Here is a 22,181-nt window from a genome sequence, read left to right as displayed (position 1 = left end):
CCAGGCGCCTCAACGGAGGGAACCTCCGCACGGCGCTGGCTCCCCCTGTCCCCCTTGTCCCCCTTGTCCCCCTAATCCCCCCCTCCCCCTGTCTCCAATTTCCGCTGGATTGATGTTCGTCACAGCTTCTTCTAAGGGCAGGATGCGGACACAAAGCTGGTTGACGTTGACTTGATAAACTAGGTTATTGGTAATGTCGAGTCCCGTCAACCAGCCACTGCGCTGATGATAAGCTCCTGTATCTATATCTAACCATCCGGCTCCTTGTGCCAGTTTACCGGGCGCAACGCCAGGTAAAGTAAAAGTGATGGTGTGACCGACAATAATCAGTTTATCTGTAAAGTAAGGCTTTTTCATGCTGTGAAATGCATCTCGCACCCAGCAAAGCTGATCGGCTGTTTGTTTTGCCAAAGGAATTAACGGATCAATACCAGCATGAGATAACCAAACATCTCCTAAGTCCAGATATGTAGGCAAACTTAGCAACCATTCAAGATGATCGTGAGGAATTATCGCTTCTTGATAACTGGCTACAGTGGCTCGTCCCCCACAGTCAAGCCATGCTTGCATAATTTCGGGGGTGATGTATCTGGAAGTAAGAATATTTAACAACATCTGCTCGTGATTGCCTAGCAGACAGTGATAGCGATTTTCTTTAACAAAATTTATTACTTGGCAACTCTGAGGTCCGCGATCAATTAAGTCTCCGAGAAAATACACTTGATCGTCTGAGTCTGGGGCGATCGCCTGTAATAATATCATTAAAGCATCATAGTGACCATGCACATCCCCAATTACAATTCGGCGGTGCTTGATTTCACTCATCGGTTTTTGGCTTGAATAACTTTGCTCAATTAGGCTACAGTTTTACCTAAATCAATTTCGGATTCACAGGTAAAAAATACTTCATATCTTTTATTTTTATTTAATGAAAATTAGTAAATACGCTTCAGGAGCGATCGCTTGTCAAAAAGCTACATCTCAAGCGATCGGCGAACATTTCCACCCCTGGCAAGCACTATATCTAGAGTACTTACCTTGCCGGAAAAATAGTATAAAAACTAACTATAAATTCTCAAACTAAATTACATTGCCAGCAGATTAGGATACTGTTGGTCAATATGTAGTTTAGAATCCCATTAGCATCAACAAGGAGAAACGCTATGTCTGAACAGTTCTCTACTGAAATTAGCTCACGCATTTGCAATCACATGAACGAGGATCATGCTGATGCTATAGTTCTTTACGCTCAGGCTTTTGGTGGGTTAGCGGATGCGACAGCAGCACAAATGCTTGCAATTGATGCTCAAGGTATGGATTTGAAAGCTCAAGTGAATGGAGAAGCTGTACCAGTTCGCATTCAATTCGACCATATTTTAGCAAATGCGGAGGATGCTCATTATACCTTGATTGACATGGTGAAGCAAGCGCGGGTTAAAGGAAAGTGATATAACGCGATCGCGCAGCGTCTTTGGCAGGAGAAGGAGAATCGCTTAAAATTCGGAAAATCAAGTATGCTAAAAATTCGGTTTGTTGATTTATTTTCCGGAATTGGGGGAATTAGATTAGCTTTTGAACAAGCTGCAAATTCTTTAAATATCAAAACCGAATGCGTATTAAGTAGCGAAATTAACCCAGATGCTCAATTAATTTATGAAGAAAATTTTCGACACAAGCCTTTAGGTGACATTCACCTGATAGATAACTTACCAGAACATGACTTTTTATTAGCTGGCTTTCCTTGTCAGTCTTTTTCTCATGCTGGCAAAAAAGAAGGGTTTGGAGATACGAGAGGAACGTTATTCTTTGAAATTACCAGATTACTCGATACATATCAACCACAAGCTTTTCTGTTTGAAAATGTGCGGGGACTTTATAGCCATGATAGCGGTGAAACATTAGCAACAATTAAGCATGAGATTAAAAAGAGAGGTTACAGCTTTGATGCTTTTTTGCTCAATAGTGCTAACTTTGGTTTACCGCAAAACCGCGTCCGAGTTTATCTTTTAGGCATTTTGAATGCTTCTCCTAAATTTGACTTAATTTCTGATGTTGGTTTTAAAGATTCTCACTCCTATAACACCCAACAGCTATCTTTATTTTACCCCTTGAACAAATCTGTTACTGTTGCCGATATTTTAGAAGATAATCCAGATATAAAGTATGATTGCTCGGTAGAATTTGTCAATGCTTTAAAACAAATCTACAATCAAGATTTAAATCGATTGCATGGAGTGCGATTAATTGATTATCGTGGAGGAAATTCGATTCATTCTTGGGAATTAGGATTGCGGGGTAAATGTAGTGTAGATGAAATTGAATTAATGAACCGTTTTATTTTAAAAAGACGAAATAAAGAATTTGGTCATGAACAAGATGGTAAATTATTAACTAAGAAGCAAATAGCTAGTTTTTTTGAGCATCCTAATTTAGAAGAAATTTTAGATTCGCTAGTTGCTAAAAAATATCTCAAGATTATTAACGATAAATATAAACCTGTATCTGGCAACTTTTCTTTTGAGGTTTATAAGTTTGTCGATCCAAGTAAGATTTCTGTAACAGTGGTTGCTAGTGATGCTAATCGGTTAGGAGTATATCATAATAACAGAGTGCGACGACTGACTAAGCGCGAAGTCGCACGTTTACAAGGTTTTCCGGATAGCTTTATATTGCATCCCAATGATGAGAAAGCTTACTATCAATTGGGAAATTCTGTGAGCATTAATGTAGTCAAAGCTGTGGCAGAAGAGTTGATTAGGAAAACATTATATAATGCTCAACAACGAACAGAGAAAGTTGAGCGATCGCGCTTTGGCAATTTTAAACCACAATTACAAGAACTACATTTAAAGCTGTGTGAATAATTTCCCAGTATTCTTGCTCTAACATACCAACTAATATAAGTTAAATTATTCCCTGGCATTAATGCCATCCCCGACAACGTTATCCCAAGCAGCAATTTCTGCTTGATACTCTGGATCTTCAGCATCTTGCTTGAGGGATGCAATCATTTCTGCTTCTAAAATTCGGCGACGGTGTTCTGACAGCAGCGCATTTATGTATCCACTGCGGTTTCCTTGTGCCTGCCGATCTATAAACTGGAGGATGTCTTCTTCCAAGGTAATTGTGACTTTGATCGTCAGTCTTACCTTATAGTCTTACTTAACAATCATACAGAAAAGCGCTCATTCTGTTTGCAATAACCAAAATCCGGTATAAGTCATTCCCGAATCATCAGGTTGAACTAACAAAAAATGCAACCCTTTACTTTGTTGTTTGCGCTGTTCAAAATTTTGAGCAGATGCGGCAACTTCTCGATCTGCAAAGGTCGCGACAATGAATCTATCTACCAAACCAGCTTCTAATATTAAACCATCCGGCGCACCAGCAATGTAAGAAAGCGATACAGGAGAAGCTTGTTCTAACCACCGCGCCAAACGCATCGATTGCCTTCCACCATAGATTACCACACCTGGGACGGGCAGTGTTGAGGCTAAACCGAGATTAATCGGTTTGAGATATTCTGGCATATTTAAGATGGGAATTGGGCGATCGCTAAATGCTTCTTCAACATCCGCAGCACTCAAAGTAGCAAAACGCCATTTCTCACCCCAGAGGTTTTCTGGTAATGGTGTAGGAGGTGGTTTATCCAGCGCTAAAGGATATTCTTCCTGCAACCACTGTTTCAAAGCGAAAGTACGTCTAGTTGCTTCAACATTTATTCCCAAATTGCGCCCAGCAGCTTCAATTAAACTTAAAGATTGAGGACGAAATACCTGAATTTTATCTGGTAATTGTCCACCAGCCGCTAATTTAATTTGCGAAGCAACCCAACTAGAATTCGCTTCTGACTGAAGACAGCTAGCTTGATACTCAAAACTGCGAGTAGCGTCACAAATCAACAACTGCCAAAATGCATCCGCTTGGGGACGACGATAAAAATCAGCTTGCCAAATACGCATTTTATCCTTACTCATTAAATATTAATTATCCCGCAAAGCATACCCTACACCACGCACAGTATGAATCAAGCGTTTTTCATTTTTTTCTTCGAGTTTGAGACGCAAATAACGAATGTAAACTTCGATAATATTAGAATCACCCATAAAGTCATAACCCCAAACTTTCTCTAGAATTTGGTCTCTCGTAAACACTTGACGGGGATGAGAGAGAAGATACTCTAACAAGTCAAATTCTTTTGCTGTTAGTTCAATTGCTCGTTTATTTCTAAATACTTCACGAGTGCGGCGATTTAAACTTAAGTCTTCAAACTGCAATAAATCTTCATCTGTTTCTTGAGTGCGGCGTAAATGTGCGCGAATTCTGGCAAGTAATTCTTCAATGCTAAAGGGTTTAAGTACATAATCATCGGCACCTGCATCCAAACCGGCAACGCGATCGCTCACTTCATCTTTTGCTGTCAACAAAATCACTGGTATTGAGTTACCCGTCGCACGCAGACGACGACAAATTTCTAACCCCGTTAGTCCTGGTAGCATCCAATCTAAAATCGCTAAATCTGGCGATGACTCTCGCGCCAATGTCAAACCTGTTACCCCATCATGCGCCACACTGACAGTGTAACCTTCGCTACTCAATTCTAATTCAACAAATCGCGCTAATTTAACTTCATCTTCCACTAAAAGAATATGGGCTGTCATATTTTTACTCCTAAATAAATAGGCATTATATAAAGTTGTATTTAATTATGTAAAATTATAGAGATATTCTATATACAAACACAAGTGTTATCTAGTAAAATCTACATACCAAATTATGCGGAGTCACAACGAGACTACGAATACTTGAAAAAGTATCAATTCTCAACTTACTTTGCGCTCACCATACAATAAGCATCAATGAGCAAGAAGAGTGAAGATAAAATTTCGTTTGACAAACAGCAATGGCAGCGCGAGCGGCAGGCAATGGCACTTTTGTCTTCTTTGAACTACAGAACAGGCGAACTAAGTAGTTATTTGCACAATATTGCCTGCGGAATTAGCGATCTAATTAAAGTAGATTGGACAGTAGTAACGCTCTGCCAGAAAGGTTTTGAGAAGGTACTAGCAAGTAGTCTGGATATCGGTGAAGGTGAACATGTTTATTCACTACATGGTACTCTCACGGGCACTGTAATAGAAATCGGTCAATTATTAACAGTCGAAGATGCTCATAAACATCCAGAATATGGAGAAGTTCCCGAAGGTTATTGTTCATATTTAGGAATACCGTTACGGACAGCCCAAGGTGAAGTTATTGGTACTATCTGCGCTTTTCATCAGCAGCCACGGGAGTTTACAAAAGAGGAAATTCAAATTGCCGAACTGTTTGGCGATCGCGCAGCTACAGCAATAGACCATTATCACCTTTACCAGCAACAATGCCAATTCAATCAAGTTTTAGAGGCAAAGGTAGAACAACGTACCGCAGAACTGCAAATAGCCCAAGCCAAGCTTGTAGAACAAGAACGGCTGGCAGCAATTGGTGAATTTGCTGCCATAATTGTCCATGAAATTCGCAATCCCCTAACTACCACGATTATGGGATTAAAGTATTCTCAAAAAAACCTTTTGAGTCAAGCAGCTCAAGAGCGATTATCGTTAGCTTTGAGTGAAGCCAGTCGTCTTGAGCGATTGTTAAGTGAAATTTTGCTTTACGCTAAACCTCAGGTATTGCAACTTTGTGAATTGGATGTAAATGAATTTGTAAATGAGTTGCTAGTAACTCTTTGCGAAATGCCAGAAGCATTATCACGGCAAATCGAATTTATTCCAGCTTCCAGAGTAGTGAAATTCCTGGGGGATAAAGATAAAATTAAACAAGTTTTTATCAATATTGTCCGCAATGCTTGCGAGGCTGTCTCACCAGGAGATGTCGTCAAATGCGAAGTAGATTGTTCTGACGGCGGTCAAGTCTGCATTCATGTCTGCAATGGGGGCGAACCAATTCCCCCAGAAGTTATTTCAAAGCTCACTCAGCCGTTTTTCTCCACAAAATCTAATGGTACAGGCTTAGGGCTGGCGATTACTAAACGCATTGTTAATGCTCATGGTGGGGAATTATTTATTCAGTCTGAGGTGGTAGGTGGTACGAGGGTGAGTGTAAAATTACCTGTTGTTAGTTAGGGGGCATTGGGCAATGGGCAATGGGCATTGGGCATTGGGCGTTGGTATAAAAGTCGCTTTTTTTCAGCAGAAAATTTAAAATAATTATATGATTAACCCCCGTCAACTAGCTTTTATTGCCTTGCGAGAGGTTCACAAGGGGGCTTATGCTGATGTTGCCCTCGATAGAGTGCTGCAAAAAGTTAAATTGAGCGATGCCTCCGGCGGGCTTCTCTACGAGACGCTCCGCGAACGCCAACGCCAATATAATGAAGAGTTAAGCGATCGCCGTTTAGTGACAGACTTAGTTTATGGCTGCACTAGAAGGCAACGCACTCTCGATGCGATCATCGACCAACTCGGCAAAAAGAAATCCCACCAACAGCCTGCATACCTCCGCACTATTCTACATCTAGGCTTATATCAACTGCGCTATCTAGAGCGAATTCCGCCATCAGCTGCTGTTAATACCACTGTCCAACTGGCTAAAGAAAATGGCTTTTCTGGACTCACAGGTTTTGTTAATGGTCTGTTGCGAGAGTATATCAGAAGAGGAGAGGGGGAGGGGGAGAGGGGGGGAGAAGGGGGCAGGAGGCAGGGGGCAGGGGGCAGGGGGCAGGGGGAGTTTATCTCTCCATCTCCCTCATCTCCCTCATCCCTCCCATCTCCCCACTTCCCCTTACAATTGCCAGAAAATCCGGTGGAACGCTTGGGTATTTTACACAGCTTTCCTGACTGGATTATTGAAGTGTGGTTGAAACAGTTTGGTTTCGCAGAAACAGAAAAATTATGCGAATGGATGAACCAAACGCCAGTTATTGACTTGCGGGTAAATCTTCTTCGCGCTTCGGTTGATGAAGTTGAAACGGCTTTGCAATTGAAGGGTGTTTTAGTCAAGCGCGTTTCTCACTTACCCCAAGCTTTGCGATTGATTGGTAGTACTGGTGCTATTCAAAATTTACCTGGTTTTAGCGAGGGTTGGTGGACTGTACAAGATAGTAGCGCTCAGTTGGTAAGTCATTTGCTCGACCCGCAACCAGGTGAGGTAATAATTGATGCTTGTGCTGCACCGGGAGGAAAAACAACGCACATTGCGGAATTGATGCAAGATAAAGGAACAATTTGGGCAGGCGATCGCACTACCTCACGTCTTCGCAAACTCAAGGAAAATGCTCAACGCCTAAATTTGCACTCTATTCAAATTTATACTGGCGACAGCCGCAATCAACCCCAATTTAAAAACATCGGCGATCGCGTGTTACTTGATGCACCATGCTCTGGTTTAGGAACTCTCCACCGTCACGCTGATGCTCGTTGGCGACAAACACCAGAGTCTGTTCAAGAACTCTCCGCACTGCAAAAAGAATTAATAGCGCATACATCAACATTTGTCAAGACTAATGGCATATTAGTTTACGCAACATGTACATTGCATCCAGCAGAAAATGAAGATGTCATTGAGTCCTTTTTAGCATCGCACTCAAACTGGCAAATAGAGCCTCCTGACGTAGATTCACCAGCCGCTACGTATTCTACACCACAAGGCTGGATTAAAGTATTGCCTCACAAACAAGAAATGGATGGCTTTTTCATGGTGCGCTTAAGAAAAACCAATGATTAAAGGTGAACGCTGTTTGTGATTTTAATATTAGTCAAGGGCTAAGAGACAACAGTTATGAGTTAAAAGTTAAGAGTTAGGAGTTGTAGAGACAAAGACCGATCGCGTCTGTCAAGAGTGAAAAACCTTTGAACAAATGAAAAATCAAAGAGCGAAAATTAAATTACCAAGGACAAAGCAATGGCTGCTAATTCCAGTGTGAAAAACTTAGTTAAAATCCTGATTGGAGCGGCTTGGATTGATGGTAGAATTCAAGCAGAAGAACGGCAATATCTGCGCGAAATAGCTCAAGCAAAAGGTTTAGCAAGCGATCCAGATATTAAGCCTTGGTTGTACGAATTGGTTCCCGTGCAGCCAGACGAGTGCTACAAGTGGGTGAAAGATTATTTAGGCGATCGCCCCACCAACGAAGATTATGAAAGATTGATTGAAGCCATCAGTGGCTTGATTTACAGCGATAATGAAGTCGCGGTCGAAGAAGCAAGACTCTTAACAAAATTACAACAATTATCTACGGCAAATGATTCGACTCAACCCGGTCATAATGCCATTCTCAAACAAATTCAGAAACTTTATAGACGTTGGGTTGATGTTCAAAACTAAAAGAGTTAGGAGTTAGGAGTTATGAGTTATGAGTTATGAGTTATGAATTTTTAATTCTTAACTCCTAACTCTTAACTTCTAACTTCTTAAGATTTCGGTTCACCCACACCCGGAGTTTCTTCTTTTTTAACTTCAGGTATAATGTCAGGACGCTGTTTGCTTTCCCAACCGGGGGGACGCTTGGAGTTATACCAAGCGATCGAACCAATCGTGACGGCAGCAATAAAACCAGCCACATATACCAAAGTGGCAGATACGGGAAAATGGGGAGCGTTTGCAGCTGCGTCCGCTGCTGTTTGCATTAATAAATGCACGAGTATTTTCTCCTATTGTCGGCAACACTACTTAAGACCGTACAAAAAGAGCGTATCACACGCATCCCCCGTAGGGGAGAGGGAGGGGGAGCAGGGGGGGAGGGGGGGATGGGGAGACACTCTAGACAAGGGGGAGGGGGAAGACAAGGGGGAGGGGGAAGCAGGGGAAGAAATTTCTCCTTGTCCTCCTTGTCCTCCTTGTCCTCCTTGTCCCCCTTGTCTAGAGTGTCCCCCTTGTCTAGAGTGTCTCCCTTGTCTAGAGTGTCTCCTCATCTCCCGATCAATTTCCTTCGGAAGATCCGCTGGGTCTAAGTCTATCCCGCCAAGACTGAGTTGGTGCGGAATCTGAGGATGAGGAACCAGATGATCTGCGGTTTGACTCTGGTGCAGAGGTGCGAGTTCTTCTAGGTGACGAAGAAGAAGAATCTGATTCTACTCGTCTGTATCGGCGTCGTGGACGAGATGATTCTGAGGAAGAATTGTTAGAAGAAGAATTTGATTCTTCACTTCTGTAGCGCCGCCTTCTGGGTGAAGGTGTATCATCGTTTTGTTGCTGATAGCGTCTTCGGCTGCGTCTTGGGGTGTCGTCTTGTTGCTGCTGCTGATTTTCTTGAGAATAGCTTCTCCTGTACCTGCGTCTTCTGGATGGGCGATCGCTATTATCAGAATTGTTAGAATTATAAGAGTTATCAGAACTTACTCGTTGACGTCGCCTTCTATTATTATTGTCAGAATCATCATCTGAGTTATCCTCCGATTCGCGAATAGGACGATTAACAATTCGGTTCGCTTTAACGCGCAGCGCTTTGATAGTGCCTTTACGACCTTCTAACTTTGGTCGAGAGGGAAACTTTTCTACCGGCATTCCTTTTACAGCTACTTCCATAAATTCATGCCAAGTGGAAGCTGCACTACCACTGCTACCCCAAGTAGGTTTGTTATCGTCGTTACCTAGCCAAACTCCTGTGACTAATTGGGGAATATAACCAATAAACCACAAATCGCGAGCTTCATCGGAAGTACCTGTTTTCCCAGCTACGGGTCGATCTAATTGGGCAGCGCGACCGGTACCATCTTCTACTACACTCCGCAGCATCCAGGTCATGATAGCATTACTCTCAGGGTCGAGAGCCTGCACCGGCTGGTAACTAGCTTTCCATATTTCCTTGCCTTGGCGGTTGAGGATGCGGCTAATCCCGTGAGCTTCTGTGTGTAACCCAAGATTTGCAAAAGTCCCGTAAGCGCTGGTTAACTCTAACAAATTCACTTCATTAGAACCAAGAGCCAAAGAATAAGTCGGTTTAAGTGGAGATTTAATCCCCATATCATGAGCTAGTTTGATTGTTGGCTCAAATCCGACATCAATCAACACCTTCACCGCAATGATATTAATTGAGTTGGTGAGAGCATCTCTCAAGTTCATCCAACCGCGAAAGCTTTCGCTGTAGTTTTTTGGCTCGTAGCCATCGACAACAAAAGGTGAATCCTCGTAGCCATCATAAGGATTTTTCCCTGTAGCGATCGCCGTCGCATAAACAAATCCTTTGAATGTTGAACCAGGTTGACGCTGTGCCTGGGTAACGCGGTTAAATTGGTACTTGCCAAAATCTTTTCCGCCAACCATTGCCTTAACTTCACCGGTACGGGGGTCAATAGCAACCATTGCCGCTTGCTTAAAGTTCTCCCAGCGTCCTTCATTTCGCAGTATTTTGGCAACTGCATCTTCTGCGGCTTTTTGCCAAGTTGGGTTAATAGTAGTTTCTACCACTAAACCGCCACCCGCCAGCACATCGGGGGAAACATACTTTGGCAATTCTTTCTGAATGTAGGTGGTAAAATAGGGTGCTTCTACTTGCAATCGCTTGGGCAAACTGCTTTTCAGATTTATTGGTTCAGTACTTGCTGCTTGCCTTTCGGCGGCGGTAATAAAACCATCGTCTTGCATCCGTTGCAACACCAGATTTCGCCGCTGTTTCGCGGCTTCAGGATTTCTATCTGGGGCGTACACGCTTGGTGCTGGGGCTAATCCGGCAATTGTTGCCATTTCTGGCAGCGTCAGTTGATCTACTGTCTTGCTGTAGTATACCCAAGCAGCATCGCCAACTCCGTAAGCTCCCGAACCCAAATAAACCAGGTTCAAATAACGTTCGAGAATTTGGTCTTTGGATAATTCCCGCTCCATTTTCTGTGCGAGTCGGACTTCTTTTAGCTTACGCAAAACTGTCTTTTCTTGTTTGAGAAAGAGAATTCGCGCTAGCTGTTGGGTGATGGTGCTACCACCTTCTACCACGTCTTGCGATCGCAAGTTATTCAAAACCGCTCTGACAATTCCCTGAGCATCGACTCCATGATGCTGCCTAAACCTTCTATCCTCTGAAGCAATGAAAGCTTTTTTCAGATTATCGGGAATTTGATTTAATTGCAGCTGTTCTCTGGTCGCTTCTCCTTGCTGTTGCAAAATAGTACCATCACTAGCTTTGATGGTCAGTGTTTGCTCGCGGACAACAACGTTCAGTTCAGATTTATCCGGCAAAGTGCGATCTATTGACCACACAGTATAACTGATGGCTACGATTCCACCACTCACACCCAAGCCTAACCAAAACAACGGACGACGATAAAGCGGTTTATTGCTACCGGGAAGTTTAGCAATGATTCCAGATGATACACTTTTCACCTGGCTCAGTAACTGCTTTACCTTTGCCAACTTGCTTGGGGAAGTTTCCTTTGCAGACTCCTCGCTGGGGTTTTGATTACCTTCAGGTATCAAATCGTGAGAGGATTCTTCGGTATTATTGCCGTGAGGCAATCCCGGTTTCTCTGTGTTTGTGTTACTCAATTTAGTTGATCGTTCCTTGAACCAGGATGTAAACTTCGCCACGTCATTTCCTCGCCCAAAGTAGTTACAAATTAACCACGATGAAAAAAATGGGATTAGCGCACCTCGTTTGTGTTAGTATAATATCTCATAAATAATTAACTGAATTCATAACGAAAGAATGTTTTTTGATAATTGGTGTATTGCGCTAGTTAACTGTACACACCAATTTTCAGTATTGTTCGCGCCTCAATAAGATTCATGAACACAAGTGCGATCGCTCTCGGTAGCAATCTGGGCGATAGAAGTTCAATTTTAACAGCCGCTGTCGAAAGTTTAGCGCAAACACCAGGTATTATCCTCGAAGTTACATCAAGTTGGTATCAAACCAAAGCTGTAGGACCGCCACAACCAGATTACTTGAATGGCGCGGCGATTTTGCAAGTAGAAATGACACCGCAAGCGTTGTTAGCAACTTTGTTAGCGATTGAAAGCAAATTTGGGCGTATTCGTACTCAACGCTGGGGAGCGCGATCGCTTGACTTGGATTTGTTATTATATGATGACTTAATTTTGGATACACCAGAACTGCAAATTCCCCATCCGAGAATGTGCGATCGAGCTTTCGTACTAGTACCCCTAGCAGAAATCGCCCCAAATTTAATTGAACCAATTTCTCAACGTGAAATAAAAGAACTGGTTAAACAGGTAGACAGTTCTGATGTACATTTATGGATGGGCAATTAAAATTACCACCGATAAACGCAGAAAAAGCCTGAGCGTGACAATTCATCTTTGGAATTATCTGTGTATTATTAGAGAATATAACTTTACTATGCCATTAGGTAGAGAATTACCACAGCTGCTGAAACAACGCTTGTTGTTCAAAGGACGCAAGTTCAATTTTGAAGTCAATCGCTTGCGTTTACCCAACAACGCGGAAGGAGAATGGGAGTGTATTCGTCACCCTGGTGGCGCTTTAGCCGTACCCGTAACCCCAGAGGGTAAACTTATACTCGTGCGTCAGTATCGCTTTGCAGTTCAAGGACGCATATTAGAATTTCCAGCGGGTACAGTCGAACCAGGTGAAGAACCTCAAGAGACGATTCGGCGCGAAATTGAAGAAGAAACTGGCTATCGCGCTAATAAATGGGAAAAACTAGGAGAATTTTTTATCGCTCCCGGTTATTCTGATGAAATTATTTATGCTTTTCTAGCGCAAGATTTAGAAAAGCTGGATACACCCCCAGCACAAGAGGAAGACGAAGATATCGAAACAGTATTTTTCACCCCCGAAGAATTAGAAGAAGCTATTCTTGATGGTCAAGCTATAGATGCTAAATCGATTTCTAGCTTTATGTTGGCTCGTCCATATTTAGTTTAGTTAGTGGATGGTGGATAGTCGATAGTGGATAGTTGATAGTCGTAACGAGTACTTTTTGACAACACTCCAACCAACCACTATCCACTATCCACCAACAATTTTTAGAAGGTTACGTCTCTGGTGAATGGTCAAAACCCTGGCAAGGTAAAGTTAAGTCAAAGGGTTCATGTAGCCAAGAAATAACCCAAGACTTGCCAGATCATCTCATCGCGACTTTGGAAAATAATTCTTATGGAAAAGATTATCTCATCAACTTAGACAAACAATTGATGAGCTTTTCGTAGTGAGCGCTTCAGCGCTCAAGATGAGCGGTAAACCGCTCACTACGAATATTAACCTTAACTAGCTTCAGCAGCAGCGTAAACGCTGACTTTTTTACGGGTTTTACCCTTTCTCTCAAACGTTACCACGCCATCAATTAAAGCAAACAAAGTGTCATCGCTACCGATACCAACGTTGTTACCTGGGTGAAATTTCCTGCCGCGCTGACGTACTATAATGTAACCTGCGCGGACAGTTTCACTACCGAAACACTTCACACCTAGACGTTGAGCATTAGAGTCACGTCCGTTACGTGTACTACCTGTTCCTTTCTTATGAGCCATAATTTCCTCTTTTGTAATGGGTAGTGGGGAATGGGTAATGGGTAATGGAAAATGGGTAATGGAAAATGGGGAATGGAAAAAACGCTTTCCGAATTACCAATGCCCAATGCCCTATGCCCAATTCCCTTATATATTATTCAACAACAGTTACTTCAACCGGTGTTGCTTCTTCTTCTTGAGTTTCAGCGGTTGCAGCAACTGGAGCAGTAAATACCGAACCGTTCAAGTTGATAGAATCAATCATCAGCCTAGTGACTTCTTGCCGATGTCCGCGCTTTTTGCGGGTTTTCTTTTTCGGCTTCATCTTGTAGACTAGAACTTTGCGATCGCGAAAATTTCGCACCACTGTTCCTTCTACAGTTGCCCCCGTCACTAACGGCTGTCCAATAGTAACTTCACCATCGTGCTGTACTAACAGCACTGCATCTATAGTAACTTTCTCTTCTGCTTCCAGATGAAGTAGTTCAATATCGTAAAAGCGACCTGGTTCAACTCTTAGTTGCTTGCCGCCAGTTTCAATGATTGCGTAAGTCATGGAATAATTATCCTTGAAGATGCCGTACAGGTAGCTGGCTTTCATCTCTTGTGGAGTAGCGATAAACCGCATGAATCCAGCTTTTGCTGTGTATCTACCTGATCCGAGCAGGAATTAGACAGCCAATTTATCATTATATCTATACAATATAGTTAAGTCAAGAAAAATTTAAACAGAGTAAATCTCTATTAATTTAACTTGTTTGCCGAAATCTTCATCTTTGAGCGTGTAGCTATTAAAGACACAGAACAACACCATAAATTCTGAGCAGCATTAACCGTTGCTCAGTTTTTTTATCCCACTCTGAAAACTGATGAGTTAGGATGGCTGTATTTTATTCAATTCACTATGAAAAGAATCGAAGTTGAACAAAGAGCGATTTTTATAGGTTTGGCTGGTAGCCACGGCTATGGTTTAAATCGTCCGAGTTCAGACTATGATTATCGTGGGGTATTTATTGCACCCAAAAGATATTATTTAGGCTTTGACCGCATTGAACAAAAAGATGGTGGTTGGGATGAACCAGGAATCTTTCCGTTTTTAGATGGAAACAAAGACACCGTTATCTACGAATTAAGAAAAATCATTCAGTTATTATCGGGAGCAAATCCCAACGTTTTAGAATTGCTGTGGTTGAATGAATATCCTGTATTAACGAACGTAGGACAACATTTAATTAACCACAAACAGCTATTTTTAAGCAAGAAGGTAAAGCATACTTATTCTGGTTATGCTTTTGCTCAAATCAAAAAAATGGAAAGTCATCGCAAGTGGTTGTTACATCCACCGCAAAATAAACCACTACCATCTGATTTTGGCATAGAAGAAGAAGCAACTCTGAGCAAAGATGAGTTAAATGCCTTTCTGGAGTATCTTTATCTCTTAATTAGAGGCAGAATCGAGTTTTTAGAAGAAGCCGAACAATTATATCAGTTATTGACGGCTGATATCGACTTCAAAGGAGTGCTGAAACAATATACTTTACCCGATGAGACTTTAGACTATACACAAAACTTAACAAATAGCCGCAAAGATTTTATTCGCTTGCTTCAAAAAAGCCAAAGTTACCAAGTTGCTTTAAGAGAATGGAAAGCTTACTTATCCTGGCAGGAAAATAGAAATCCCACTAGAGCTGAAATGGAAAAAAAGTCAGGTTTTGACCTCAAACATGGGATGCACTGCATTCGATTGCTACGTAGTGGAGTAGAGATATTACGTACAGGAGAAGTGATTGTAGATAGACGAATAGCAGGTGATGCGGAAGATTTAAGAGCAATTCTCAATGGTGAGTATTCTTATGAGCAGGTAATGAAAATGGCAGAAGATTTAGTAGCTCAAATGGAAAGTGTTTATCAAGAATCAACTTTGCCACATAAACCTGACTTAGAGCAAATCAACGAATTGTGTATGGAATTAGTGGAAATGCAGGGGTGGTAAGTCAAGAGTCAAGAGTCAATAGTCAACAGTCAATGGTCAATAGTCAACAGTCAATAGTCAACAGTTAAGAGTCAAGAGTCAATAGTCAATAGTCAACAGTTAAGAGTTAAGGGTCAATAGTCAACAGTTAAGAGTGAATAGTTAATGTTTTGACTTTTGACTTTGGACTTTTGACTCTTGACTCTTGACTTTGGACTCTTAACTTTTGACTTTGGACTCTTGACTATTGACTAATTTTAAAGCGTTTTGATGATGTCGGCAAAGCCATATATGCTGATGATGAGCAATAGCACTGCTGTAATTTGAGTGATTCGCGTCTGGGGTGAGGGAGCGATCGCTTCTCGCACTAAGATGGAAATAGACGCTCCAACTACTAAACTCAAACCCAGTACCAAAAAAGGTCTATCGGGTATAACAGTCGCAATTGCTAGCATAGCGATCGCCAGCATCAACATCAATAGCTCTACAAACCGAGGTGGATTGTATTGGCTAGATATCACAAAAGTCTGAAACCAAAAACGCCAAAATCTCATAACTAGGGAATGGGGAATGGGGAGTGGGGAGTGGGGGAGATGAGGAAGAATAACTCTTGACTCTTGACTGTTGACTCCTAACTCCTCACTCCTGATTTTTGACTACCGTTTGCTTGTGTAGTATCTTCGGCTACCTCTACACCAAAGACGCGGCTAAAGGTTTTTTCGACTTTGTAGCCAGAATCAATCGATTCTAAAGGGTCTTTCCGCAGTCGGTGACGCAGACATAGAGTAATTACGCGACGGATATCATCAATTGTTACTTCGGTGCGTCCTTCAAATGCAGCGATCGCTTTCGCGGCACGGTTGGTTACAATGTCACCACGCAAGCCATCTACATCAAGTTGCGAACAAACTTCCGAAATCTTCACCCGCAAGTCATAATCAATTTTCACTGATGGCAAAAGCTTCTGAGCATTGACAATTTTCTCTTGTAGTGCTTCTTGATTAGTTTGGTTTTTATCAACAAATTCCAGTGGATTTTGGTCAAATTCTGCTCTTTGCTCGACGATTTCCACTCGCAAAGCTGGTTCTTTTACGGTGTGGATTTCGGCGTGCATTCCAAAACGGTCAAGCAATTGAGGACGTAATTCACCTTCTTCAGGGTTTCCCGAACCTACTAGCACAAAACGCGCCGGATGTCTAATAGAAATACCTTCTCTTTCTACCGTGTTCCACCCGCTAGCGGCAGAATCTAGTAGCACGTCTACCAAGTGGTCATCGAGCAAATTGACTTCATCCACATAAAGAATACCCCGGTTAGCTTTTGCTAAAAGTCCCGGTTCAAAGGCTTTTACACCTTCAGATAAAGCTTTTTCAATATCGATAGTACCGCAAACCCGGTCTTCTGTAGCTCCTAGAGGCAAGTCTACCATGATGACTTTTTTCTGAACTACAGGAATTTCGGTTCCTTGTTCTAGTAAAGCGCGAACTTCATCGCTCATGATATCAGGGTCGCTGGGGTCACTATTGAAGGGGTCATTGGCAACCACGGGAATTTCTGGCAACAAATCAGCCAGTGCGCGGATAGTTGTGGATTTGCCGGTGCCGCGATCGCCCATAATCATTACACCACCAATTTTCGGATCGATCACATTTAACAGCAGTGCCAGTTTCATTTCTTCCTGACCGACAATTGCCGTAAACGGAAACACTACCCGACGCGTACTAGCCGTGGTTTGAGCTGTAGGACTCACGCTTATTACCTTATCAATACTTTTCTTATTACCGCTTTTTATTGTGCCACAGTTGCGGAGTAAGGTTAAAGGTAAAACAAGAGAAACTGCTGCACCGCAAATCTGACAACAACCACAAATTTGCGTTTACGATCTGAAATTAAGAGATAACTGCCAAATCCATCATGTTAAAGTACGATCCATTAGCTTGCTTGCCCTCTTCTGACGAACTGCCCGACTCGGACGATACTCCTGTGGATAATCAACTGCAACATTTAATGCCAAATTTGCTGGAAGCCATATTAGCTATGGCTTGGGCAGATAGAATGGATTGGTTTTTTGGCGTTGATATGGGAGTATATTATGATCCCAATCTACCGCCAATAGTACCAGATGGATTTTTGAGTTTGGGAGTTGAGCGCTTTTTTGATGAAAACCTCCGTCTGAGTTATGCGATTTGGGAAGAAGAGCAAGTTCCCATATTTGTGCTGGAAGTAGTTTCTCAAAGTTATCGAGGAGAGTACACAACCAAGAAAGACGAGTATGCAAAGCTAGGAGTTTTGTATTATGTAGTCTACAATCCCACTCGCCGCCGCAAGCCACGTTTTGAAGTTTACAAGTTAGTAAATGGCGAATATCAATTACAAGAAAGCAATCCTGTATGGCTACCGGAGGTTAATTTGGCAATTGGTATGGAAACCGGAACTTATCAAAGTATTACGCGGGAGTGGTTGTATTGGTATAACGAGCAAGGAAAAAGATTGTTAACACCAGAAGAACAAGCAAAACAAGCTCAACAACGCGCCGATATATTGGCGGAAAGGTTAAGGGCGCTTGGTGTAGATCCTGATTCAATTGCTTGACAAACTCGCTGCTTTCACATATTGTGTTTTTATAATAGGATAACTGTGGGCGCATATATATAGAAGCTATTCGTAGTTAGCGCTACCCTACGGGAAAGCTCCGCTAACAGCGCTAAAGTATTCACCACAAACTACAATCCATCAATTTTCGTTCTTACTGTCACCAGCGAGAAAAACGCACTCTAGGAATAAGACTCAAATTATCAGCGCTGTTTGATTTCAGCCGCTGCCAAATCTCTATATTTTGGTTGTAAATAAATGCATGATGTAGAATATAAATCCCGCTCACAGGGCAAATTTAGATAAGAAAAATGAATCAGTTTCCTGCAACGAGCAGCAGTGTGGTAAAGGAAAAAGCCTTAGAATTAGGGTTTCACAAAGTTGGAATTGCAGCTGTAGATGAGACGGATGCTAGAAACGCGCAGCGATTGCAAGCATGGTTAGAACTGGGTTATCACGCGGATATGGAATGGATGGCTTCAGAGAAGCGTCAGGATATTCGGTTAATAATGCCCGAAGCGCGATCGCTTATTTGTGTCGCTTTAAATTATTACACGCCACATCAACGTCCCGAAGGTGAAGAATACGCTAAAATGTCACGTTATGGCTGGGGACGGGATTATCACAAAGTCATGGATAAAAAACTTAAAGCGCTGACTACCTGGTTGCAGGAACAGGGAGTTGGTATTCAAGCGCTTAGTTATGCAGACACAGGACCCGTGCAAGATAAAGTATGGGCACAACAAGCCGGGATTGGCTGGATCGCGAAAAATGGTAATGTGATAACTAGGGAATATGGCTCTTGGGTATTTTTGGGAGAAGTGTTGACGAATTTGGAATTAGAAAGCGATCGCCCGCATACACAACACTGCGGTACTTGTACTCGTTGTCTTGACGCTTGTCCTACCAGTGCAATTACTCAGGAGTTTGTAATAGATGCCAATCGTTGCATAGCTTATCATACAATTGAAAATCGCGCGGAAAAATTGCCTCTTACAATTACACCTCATTTGCAAGGCTGGGTTGCTGGTTGCGATATCTGCCAAGATGTTTGTCCTTGGAATCAGCGTTTTGCAAAGGAAACCGATGTAGCAGAGTTTCAACCTTACTCTGGGAATCTTGCTCCCAAGCTGATAGAATTAGCCAAAATCTCAAATGAGGAGTGGGATAGACAATTTCCGGCATCCGCATTCAGGCGAATTAAACCAGAAATGTTACGAAGAAATGCCCGTGCTAATCTAGACAACAAACTAGATACATAGCGCACTTGAGTAAGCTAAGGTTAAGGCTAAAGCATGAAAAAATATACACATACTAGCTTCAATAAAGCATGAATAATTTCATACTTTTATCTTCAGAATTTATATTTTATACTTCAGATGACCCAGAAAGTAATTATTTTTGATTTTGATGGCACAATTGCCGATACAGTAGATGCTTTAGTGAGTATTGCTAATCGTTTAGCCCAAGAATTTGGTTATATACAAATTACTCCGGAGGAACTTGCGCTTCTGAGGAATTTTACTTCTAGAGAAATTATTAAGTACTCAGGTATCTCGGTTTTCAAGATACCTTTTTTAGTCAAAAAAGTTAAATCAGAATTAAAAAATAAAATACACGAGTTTAAACCAATTCCCGGAATTAAAGAAGCATTAATAGAACTCAAAGATGATGGAAATAGGTTGGGAATTATCACCTCTAATTCTAAAGATAATGTCGGAGACTTCCTGCAAATAAACGATTTAGACAGTTTATTTGAGTTTATCTACTCAGGAGTGACAATTTTTGGCAAAACAACCATAATTAATAACGTCTTAAGACAAAAACAACTAAAACCTCAAGAAGTTATTTATGTCGGCGATGAAACTAGAGATATAGAAGCATCAAAAAAGGCAAATATCAAAGTGATTGCAGTGACTTGGGGTTTCAATTCACAGGAAGTATTAAGTAAGCAAAATCCCAACTTTTTGATTTACCAACCAAGTCAACTGCTAGAGGTAATAAAAAATTGCTAATTGTAATTTGGTAATAGGTAATTGGTAATTGGTAATTGCACATTGGGCAATGGGAATAAGAGATTCTTTCCATGCCCCATGCCCCATGCCCCATGCCCCATGCCCCATTACCAATTACCAGTTAAAAAAACTTAATTTCCCGGTTGACCTTTTTCTAAAGCTTCTTCTACTAGGTCATCACTCACATTGCTTATACCTTCAGTTGTGGAATCGCCAACATCCTTTGCCATATTTTTATAATCATCGGGATTACCAGTTGGCTGTGCTTGCGTTTTTGTTTCTTGTTGTTTCGGCACTTCTAACTCAGGTGCAGTTGCAGCTTTGGCTGCTGCTTCACCTTGACCTGTGCGGTCAACATCACTGACGCTTAATTCCTGCGCGGCTTTGTAATCACCTTCTATATCGACTGTTGGCGCTTTTTCTTCACCACTAGCGATGTTTTCAGCAGCTAATTGTGCGTCTTGGGTGGGAGCTTCCGCGACATTGGGCTTCACTTCATCAGGCATAACTAACCCCCTAAGTAATTTTTCTATTTATGAGGTAATCGTAACAAAGCGATGTCTCATGTTTTTGGCATCTATAGATAGATTTTTACCTCTATTGAAAGGTAGATAAAAGTTTCGATATTTAATTTATAAAACTCTTTCTCTTGGAGGTCGATAACAAAGTCGTTAATAGTCAACAGTTAAACAGGTATTACTTTGAACTTTTTGACGCAGATTGAATTCGATTAAATAACCTGGGAGATAAATTATGACTGCAAGTGACAATAAAGCGGAACAAGCATTAGGCGATAGAACTCACAAAGTGGTAGAGGCGTTTAATAAGCTGGATACTGATTCCAAACTAGTTTGGTTTTATTTAGTTTATAAAAAAATGGGAAGCTCAATCACTCCAGCCGCACCGGCTGCTGCGGAACCAGAACTATCACCGAAGCTGCTATCAGATTATTATGAATTGTCTGATGAGCAGCAATTAAACATTATGCGGGAAATTGTGAATCGTCAAGATACAGAATATTCTCGGATTTATGGCGCAATTAAAGAAAATAACCAGCTATTGGTTTGGTACGCTTGGGCAATTGGCATGGACGAGAAAAAAATAGTTGGGATGCCAGAAAATTACAAAGCAAGTGAGCCAATTAATAATCTGGTTTCTCAAACAGAAGGGCTTGATTTTGAAGAGCAAATGTCAATATTCCGGACAATTGTTGGTGAAATGGGCTATACCGATGTGAAGCCAATTGAAACGCAAGCACAAACTGGTAAAACGTCAAGTCTTTAATATTGGTAGATTGTAGTAAGTAGTTTAGTGCTTATTTTAAGCACTGAAGTGCTTACTACGAAAGAAAAAATTGAATTTAGGATGTTGTTAGGTGGTTTAAGTCGGATGGTGTCATGTTGGAGTGTACTACTTGACCATCACGAAACCAAACTATGCGTTGAGTTTGGCGGGCAACTTCTGGCTCATGAGTTACCATGACAACGGTGATACCACTAGCGTTAAGTTCGCTGAAGATATCTAATACTTCTTGGGTTGTGCGAGAATCAAGTGCGCCGGTGGGTTCATCAGCTAAAAGGACGACGGGACGGTTGACAATGGCGCGAGCGATCGCTACTCTTTGTTGTTGTCCTCCTGATAGTTGAGTTGGTTTGTTGTTGAGTCGCTTTTCTAAGCCTACTCTACGAAGTGCTTCTGTTGCGCGATCGCGTCTTTCACTGTTACTCACACCCGCATACACCATCGGCAAAATTACATTTTCTAATGCCGATAGTTGAGGTAATAGGTGGAATTGTTGAAACACAAATCCTAACTTTTTGTTACGAATATGTGCCAAAGCGCCATCGTCTACTTGTGCTACATCAACGTTATCTAAATAATAATGTCCTGATGTCGGGCGATCCAAACAACCGATAATATTCATTGCCGTGGATTTACCAGAACCAGAAGGTCCCATAATCGAACAATATTCGCCCTGTTCTATAATCAGGTTGACATCGTTGAGCGCTTTGACTTCGGTTTCACCACTACCATAAATTTTAAAGACATTCTCAATCCGAATAATCGCACTTTTAGGAGTGGGCGAGGTCTTCCCTAGACAAATGTGGACAGGCTTCATAAAAAATACTCGTGGGTGGTTGCGGATCTACAAAACAAGCCTGTCCACATTTGTCGTG

General features: G+C 41.8%; 27 protein-coding genes. 13 read left to right on the top strand and 14 right to left on the bottom strand.

Annotated elements, in window-relative coordinates; all coding sequences use genetic code 11:
- Window positions 1-9: 9 nt before the first annotated feature.
- Window positions 10-825, bottom strand: a complete 816-nt coding sequence (locus PI95_RS22170) for a metallophosphoesterase family protein (RefSeq protein ID WP_163519092.1) — start codon at window positions 823-825, stop codon at window positions 10-12.
- Window positions 826-928: 103 nt separating this feature from the next.
- Between PI95_RS22170 and PI95_RS22165 the strand changes: the two genes are divergently transcribed.
- The 3 genes from PI95_RS22165 to dcm all read left to right on the top strand — a co-directional run bounded on the left by PI95_RS22165 (window position 929) and on the right by dcm (window position 2,864).
- Window positions 929-1,084, top strand: a complete 156-nt coding sequence (locus tag PI95_RS22165; protein WP_163519091.1) for a hypothetical protein — start codon at window positions 929-931, stop codon at window positions 1,082-1,084.
- A 79-nt stretch (window positions 1,085-1,163) separates the two neighbouring features.
- Entirely contained in the window at window positions 1,164-1,448 is a 285-nt protein-coding gene (locus PI95_RS22160; RefSeq protein ID WP_039741063.1) for a DUF2470 domain-containing protein, read from the top strand.
- Between the two features lie 66 nt (window positions 1,449-1,514).
- Window positions 1,515-2,864: a DNA (cytosine-5-)-methyltransferase gene (dcm, locus tag PI95_RS22155; protein WP_052324830.1), complete on the top strand. Its 1,350-nt coding sequence runs from the start codon at window positions 1,515-1,517 to the stop codon at window positions 2,862-2,864.
- A 45-nt stretch (window positions 2,865-2,909) separates the two neighbouring features.
- On the opposite strand, the gene mazE is transcribed toward dcm, so the two are convergent.
- The 3 genes from mazE to PI95_RS22140 are packed head-to-tail and all read right to left on the bottom strand — an operon-like array spanning window position 2,910 to window position 4,661.
- A complete protein-coding gene (gene mazE, locus PI95_RS22150; protein ID WP_039741060.1) occupies window positions 2,910-3,137 on the bottom strand; it encodes a type II toxin-antitoxin system MazE family antitoxin in 228 nt (75 codons plus the stop codon).
- 48 nt (window positions 3,138-3,185) lie between these two features.
- The gene (locus tag PI95_RS22145) at window positions 3,186-3,962 is read right to left on the bottom strand and encodes a Tab2/Atab2 family RNA-binding protein (protein ID WP_039741566.1); all 777 of its coding nucleotides are present in this window, start codon (window positions 3,960-3,962) and stop codon (window positions 3,186-3,188) included.
- Between the two features lie 21 nt (window positions 3,963-3,983).
- Window positions 3,984-4,661, bottom strand: a complete 678-nt coding sequence (locus PI95_RS22140; protein WP_039741058.1) for a response regulator transcription factor — start codon at window positions 4,659-4,661, stop codon at window positions 3,984-3,986.
- Between the two features lie 198 nt (window positions 4,662-4,859).
- On the opposite strand from PI95_RS22140, the gene PI95_RS22135 reads away from it, so the two are divergent.
- The 3 genes from PI95_RS22135 to PI95_RS22125 all read left to right on the top strand — a co-directional run bounded on the left by PI95_RS22135 (window position 4,860) and on the right by PI95_RS22125 (window position 8,325).
- Complete coding sequence (locus PI95_RS22135; protein WP_052324829.1) at window positions 4,860-6,125, top strand: GAF domain-containing sensor histidine kinase; 1,266 nt, start codon at window positions 4,860-4,862, stop codon at window positions 6,123-6,125.
- 88 nt (window positions 6,126-6,213) lie between these two features.
- Entirely contained in the window at window positions 6,214-7,725 is a 1,512-nt protein-coding gene (locus tag PI95_RS22130; RefSeq protein WP_039741056.1) for a 16S rRNA (cytosine(967)-C(5))-methyltransferase, read from the top strand.
- A 177-nt stretch (window positions 7,726-7,902) separates the two neighbouring features.
- Window positions 7,903-8,325 (top strand): tellurite resistance TerB family protein, encoded by a 423-nt coding sequence (locus tag PI95_RS22125; protein ID WP_039741054.1) that lies wholly within the window; start codon window positions 7,903-7,905, stop codon window positions 8,323-8,325.
- 86 nt (window positions 8,326-8,411) lie between these two features.
- Here PI95_RS22125 and psb35 read toward each other — a convergent pair whose 3' ends face one another.
- From psb35 to PI95_RS22110, 3 genes are read right to left on the bottom strand one after another with little or no spacing between them, the layout of a single operon-like run.
- Window positions 8,412-8,639, bottom strand: coding sequence for a photosystem II assembly protein Psb35 (psb35, locus tag PI95_RS22120; RefSeq protein WP_039741051.1), 228 nt, complete (start codon window positions 8,637-8,639; stop codon window positions 8,412-8,414).
- A gap of 27 nt (window positions 8,640-8,666) precedes the next feature.
- Entirely contained in the window at window positions 8,667-8,912 is a 246-nt protein-coding gene (locus PI95_RS22115; RefSeq protein WP_163519090.1) for a hypothetical protein, read from the bottom strand.
- A 7-nt stretch (window positions 8,913-8,919) separates the two neighbouring features.
- The gene (locus PI95_RS22110; RefSeq protein ID WP_039741049.1) at window positions 8,920-11,520 is read right to left on the bottom strand and encodes a PBP1A family penicillin-binding protein; all 2,601 of its coding nucleotides are present in this window, start codon (window positions 11,518-11,520) and stop codon (window positions 8,920-8,922) included.
- Window positions 11,521-11,718: 198 nt separating this feature from the next.
- Here PI95_RS22110 and folK point away from each other — a divergent pair, with 198 nt between their 5' ends.
- Window positions 11,719-12,204, top strand: coding sequence for a 2-amino-4-hydroxy-6-hydroxymethyldihydropteridine diphosphokinase (gene folK, locus PI95_RS22105; RefSeq protein ID WP_039741047.1), 486 nt, complete (start codon window positions 11,719-11,721; stop codon window positions 12,202-12,204).
- Window positions 12,205-12,292: 88 nt separating this feature from the next.
- On the top strand, window positions 12,293-12,841 hold the full coding sequence (locus PI95_RS22100) for an NUDIX hydrolase (protein WP_039741559.1): 549 nt from the start codon (window positions 12,293-12,295) through the stop codon (window positions 12,839-12,841).
- A 338-nt stretch (window positions 12,842-13,179) separates the two neighbouring features.
- Here the strand turns inward: PI95_RS22100 and rpmA are convergent, their stop codons facing one another.
- A complete protein-coding gene (gene rpmA, locus PI95_RS22095; protein WP_039741044.1) occupies window positions 13,180-13,446 on the bottom strand; it encodes a 50S ribosomal protein L27 in 267 nt (88 codons plus the stop codon).
- 133 nt (window positions 13,447-13,579) lie between these two features.
- A complete protein-coding gene (gene rplU, locus PI95_RS22090) occupies window positions 13,580-13,981 on the bottom strand; it encodes a 50S ribosomal protein L21 (protein ID WP_039741556.1) in 402 nt (133 codons plus the stop codon).
- Between the two features lie 348 nt (window positions 13,982-14,329).
- Between rplU and PI95_RS22085 the strand changes: the two genes are divergently transcribed.
- Window positions 14,330-15,418, top strand: coding sequence for a nucleotidyltransferase domain-containing protein (locus PI95_RS22085; protein ID WP_039741042.1), 1,089 nt, complete (start codon window positions 14,330-14,332; stop codon window positions 15,416-15,418).
- Between the two features lie 236 nt (window positions 15,419-15,654).
- Here PI95_RS22085 and PI95_RS22080 read toward each other — a convergent pair whose 3' ends face one another.
- Together PI95_RS22080 and bchI are read right to left on the bottom strand one after the other, a co-directional pair.
- Window positions 15,655-15,951, bottom strand: coding sequence for a hypothetical protein (locus PI95_RS22080; RefSeq protein WP_039741040.1), 297 nt, complete (start codon window positions 15,949-15,951; stop codon window positions 15,655-15,657).
- 77 nt (window positions 15,952-16,028) lie between these two features.
- On the bottom strand, window positions 16,029-17,147 hold the full coding sequence (gene bchI / locus PI95_RS22075; protein WP_039741038.1) for a magnesium chelatase ATPase subunit I: 1,119 nt from the start codon (window positions 17,145-17,147) through the stop codon (window positions 16,029-16,031).
- Between the two features lie 164 nt (window positions 17,148-17,311).
- Between bchI and PI95_RS22070 the strand changes: the two genes are divergently transcribed.
- The 3 genes from PI95_RS22070 to PI95_RS22060 all read left to right on the top strand — a co-directional run bounded on the left by PI95_RS22070 (window position 17,312) and on the right by PI95_RS22060 (window position 20,004).
- Window positions 17,312-17,989, top strand: coding sequence for a Uma2 family endonuclease (locus PI95_RS22070; RefSeq protein ID WP_039741036.1), 678 nt, complete (start codon window positions 17,312-17,314; stop codon window positions 17,987-17,989).
- A gap of 311 nt (window positions 17,990-18,300) precedes the next feature.
- Window positions 18,301-19,251, top strand: coding sequence for a tRNA epoxyqueuosine(34) reductase QueG (gene queG / locus PI95_RS22065; RefSeq protein ID WP_039741033.1), 951 nt, complete (start codon window positions 18,301-18,303; stop codon window positions 19,249-19,251).
- 117 nt (window positions 19,252-19,368) lie between these two features.
- Window positions 19,369-20,004 carry an HAD-IA family hydrolase gene (locus tag PI95_RS22060; RefSeq protein WP_039741031.1) on the top strand — a complete coding sequence of 212 codons (636 nt, stop codon included), beginning with the start codon at window positions 19,369-19,371 and terminating at the stop codon, window positions 20,002-20,004.
- Here PI95_RS22060 and PI95_RS36925 read toward each other — a convergent pair.
- Both PI95_RS36925 and PI95_RS22055 read right to left on the bottom strand, forming a co-directional pair.
- Window positions 19,981-20,112, bottom strand: coding sequence for a hypothetical protein (locus tag PI95_RS36925; protein WP_268896806.1), 132 nt, complete (start codon window positions 20,110-20,112; stop codon window positions 19,981-19,983). The two genes, PI95_RS22060 and PI95_RS36925, sit on opposite strands and share 24 nt — an antisense overlap.
- 23 nt (window positions 20,113-20,135) lie before the next feature.
- Window positions 20,136-20,510: a hypothetical protein gene (locus PI95_RS22055; protein ID WP_039741029.1), complete on the bottom strand. Its 375-nt coding sequence runs from the start codon at window positions 20,508-20,510 to the stop codon at window positions 20,136-20,138.
- A 247-nt stretch (window positions 20,511-20,757) separates the two neighbouring features.
- Between PI95_RS22055 and PI95_RS22050 the strand changes: the two genes are divergently transcribed.
- A complete protein-coding gene (locus PI95_RS22050; protein WP_039741026.1) occupies window positions 20,758-21,288 on the top strand; it encodes an orange carotenoid protein N-terminal domain-containing protein in 531 nt (176 codons plus the stop codon).
- A gap of 76 nt (window positions 21,289-21,364) precedes the next feature.
- Here the strand turns inward: PI95_RS22050 and PI95_RS22045 are convergent, their stop codons facing one another.
- The gene (locus PI95_RS22045; protein ID WP_039741024.1) at window positions 21,365-22,123 is read right to left on the bottom strand and encodes an ABC transporter ATP-binding protein; all 759 of its coding nucleotides are present in this window, start codon (window positions 22,121-22,123) and stop codon (window positions 21,365-21,367) included.
- Window positions 22,124-22,181 lie beyond the last annotated feature (58 nt).

The sequence above is a fragment of the Hassallia byssoidea VB512170 genome (assembly GCF_000817785.2).
GTDB lineage: Bacteria > Cyanobacteriota > Cyanobacteriia > Cyanobacteriales > Nostocaceae > Hassallia > Hassallia carrinoi.
The sequence above is the reverse complement of the archived record's forward strand: the minus strand, read 5'-3'. Positions and strand labels throughout refer to the sequence as shown.

Coding starts and splice junctions, on each gene's coding strand:
- PI95_RS22080 (WP_039741040.1), bottom strand. CDS start 15,951: ATGAGATTTTGGCGTTTTTGGTTTCAGACTTTTGTGATATCTAGCCAA.
- PI95_RS22140 (WP_039741058.1), bottom strand. CDS start 4,661: ATGACAGCCCATATTCTTTTAGTGGAAGATGAAGTTAAATTAGCGCGA.
- rpmA (WP_039741044.1), bottom strand. CDS start 13,446: ATGGCTCATAAGAAAGGAACAGGTAGTACACGTAACGGACGTGACTCT.
- PI95_RS22145 (WP_039741566.1), bottom strand. CDS start 3,962: ATGCGTATTTGGCAAGCTGATTTTTATCGTCGTCCCCAAGCGGATGCA.
- PI95_RS22135 (WP_052324829.1), top strand. CDS start 4,860: ATGAGCAAGAAGAGTGAAGATAAAATTTCGTTTGACAAACAGCAATGG.
- PI95_RS22045 (WP_039741024.1), bottom strand. CDS start 22,123: ATGAAGCCTGTCCACATTTGTCTAGGGAAGACCTCGCCCACTCCTAAA.
- PI95_RS22125 (WP_039741054.1), top strand. CDS start 7,903: ATGGCTGCTAATTCCAGTGTGAAAAACTTAGTTAAAATCCTGATTGGA.
- PI95_RS22060 (WP_039741031.1), top strand. CDS start 19,369: ATGACCCAGAAAGTAATTATTTTTGATTTTGATGGCACAATTGCCGAT.
- rplU (WP_039741556.1), bottom strand. CDS start 13,981: ATGACTTACGCAATCATTGAAACTGGCGGCAAGCAACTAAGAGTTGAA.
- PI95_RS22160 (WP_039741063.1), top strand. CDS start 1,164: ATGTCTGAACAGTTCTCTACTGAAATTAGCTCACGCATTTGCAATCAC.
- PI95_RS22130 (WP_039741056.1), top strand. CDS start 6,214: ATGATTAACCCCCGTCAACTAGCTTTTATTGCCTTGCGAGAGGTTCAC.
- PI95_RS22100 (WP_039741559.1), top strand. CDS start 12,293: ATGCCATTAGGTAGAGAATTACCACAGCTGCTGAAACAACGCTTGTTG.
- PI95_RS22050 (WP_039741026.1), top strand. CDS start 20,758: ATGACTGCAAGTGACAATAAAGCGGAACAAGCATTAGGCGATAGAACT.
- PI95_RS22055 (WP_039741029.1), bottom strand. CDS start 20,510: ATGCCTGATGAAGTGAAGCCCAATGTCGCGGAAGCTCCCACCCAAGAC.
- PI95_RS22165 (WP_163519091.1), top strand. CDS start 929: ATGAAAATTAGTAAATACGCTTCAGGAGCGATCGCTTGTCAAAAAGCT.
- PI95_RS22085 (WP_039741042.1), top strand. CDS start 14,330: ATGAAAAGAATCGAAGTTGAACAAAGAGCGATTTTTATAGGTTTGGCT.
- PI95_RS22070 (WP_039741036.1), top strand. CDS start 17,312: ATGTTAAAGTACGATCCATTAGCTTGCTTGCCCTCTTCTGACGAACTG.
- folK (WP_039741047.1), top strand. CDS start 11,719: ATGAACACAAGTGCGATCGCTCTCGGTAGCAATCTGGGCGATAGAAGT.
- PI95_RS36925 (WP_268896806.1), bottom strand. CDS start 20,112: ATGGGGCATGGGGCATGGGGCATGGGGCATGGGGCATGGAAAGAATCT.
- dcm (WP_052324830.1), top strand. CDS start 1,515: ATGCTAAAAATTCGGTTTGTTGATTTATTTTCCGGAATTGGGGGAATT.
- queG (WP_039741033.1), top strand. CDS start 18,301: ATGAATCAGTTTCCTGCAACGAGCAGCAGTGTGGTAAAGGAAAAAGCC.
- PI95_RS22170 (WP_163519092.1), bottom strand. CDS start 825: ATGAGTGAAATCAAGCACCGCCGAATTGTAATTGGGGATGTGCATGGT.
- PI95_RS22115 (WP_163519090.1), bottom strand. CDS start 8,912: ATGAGGAGACACTCTAGACAAGGGAGACACTCTAGACAAGGGGGACAC.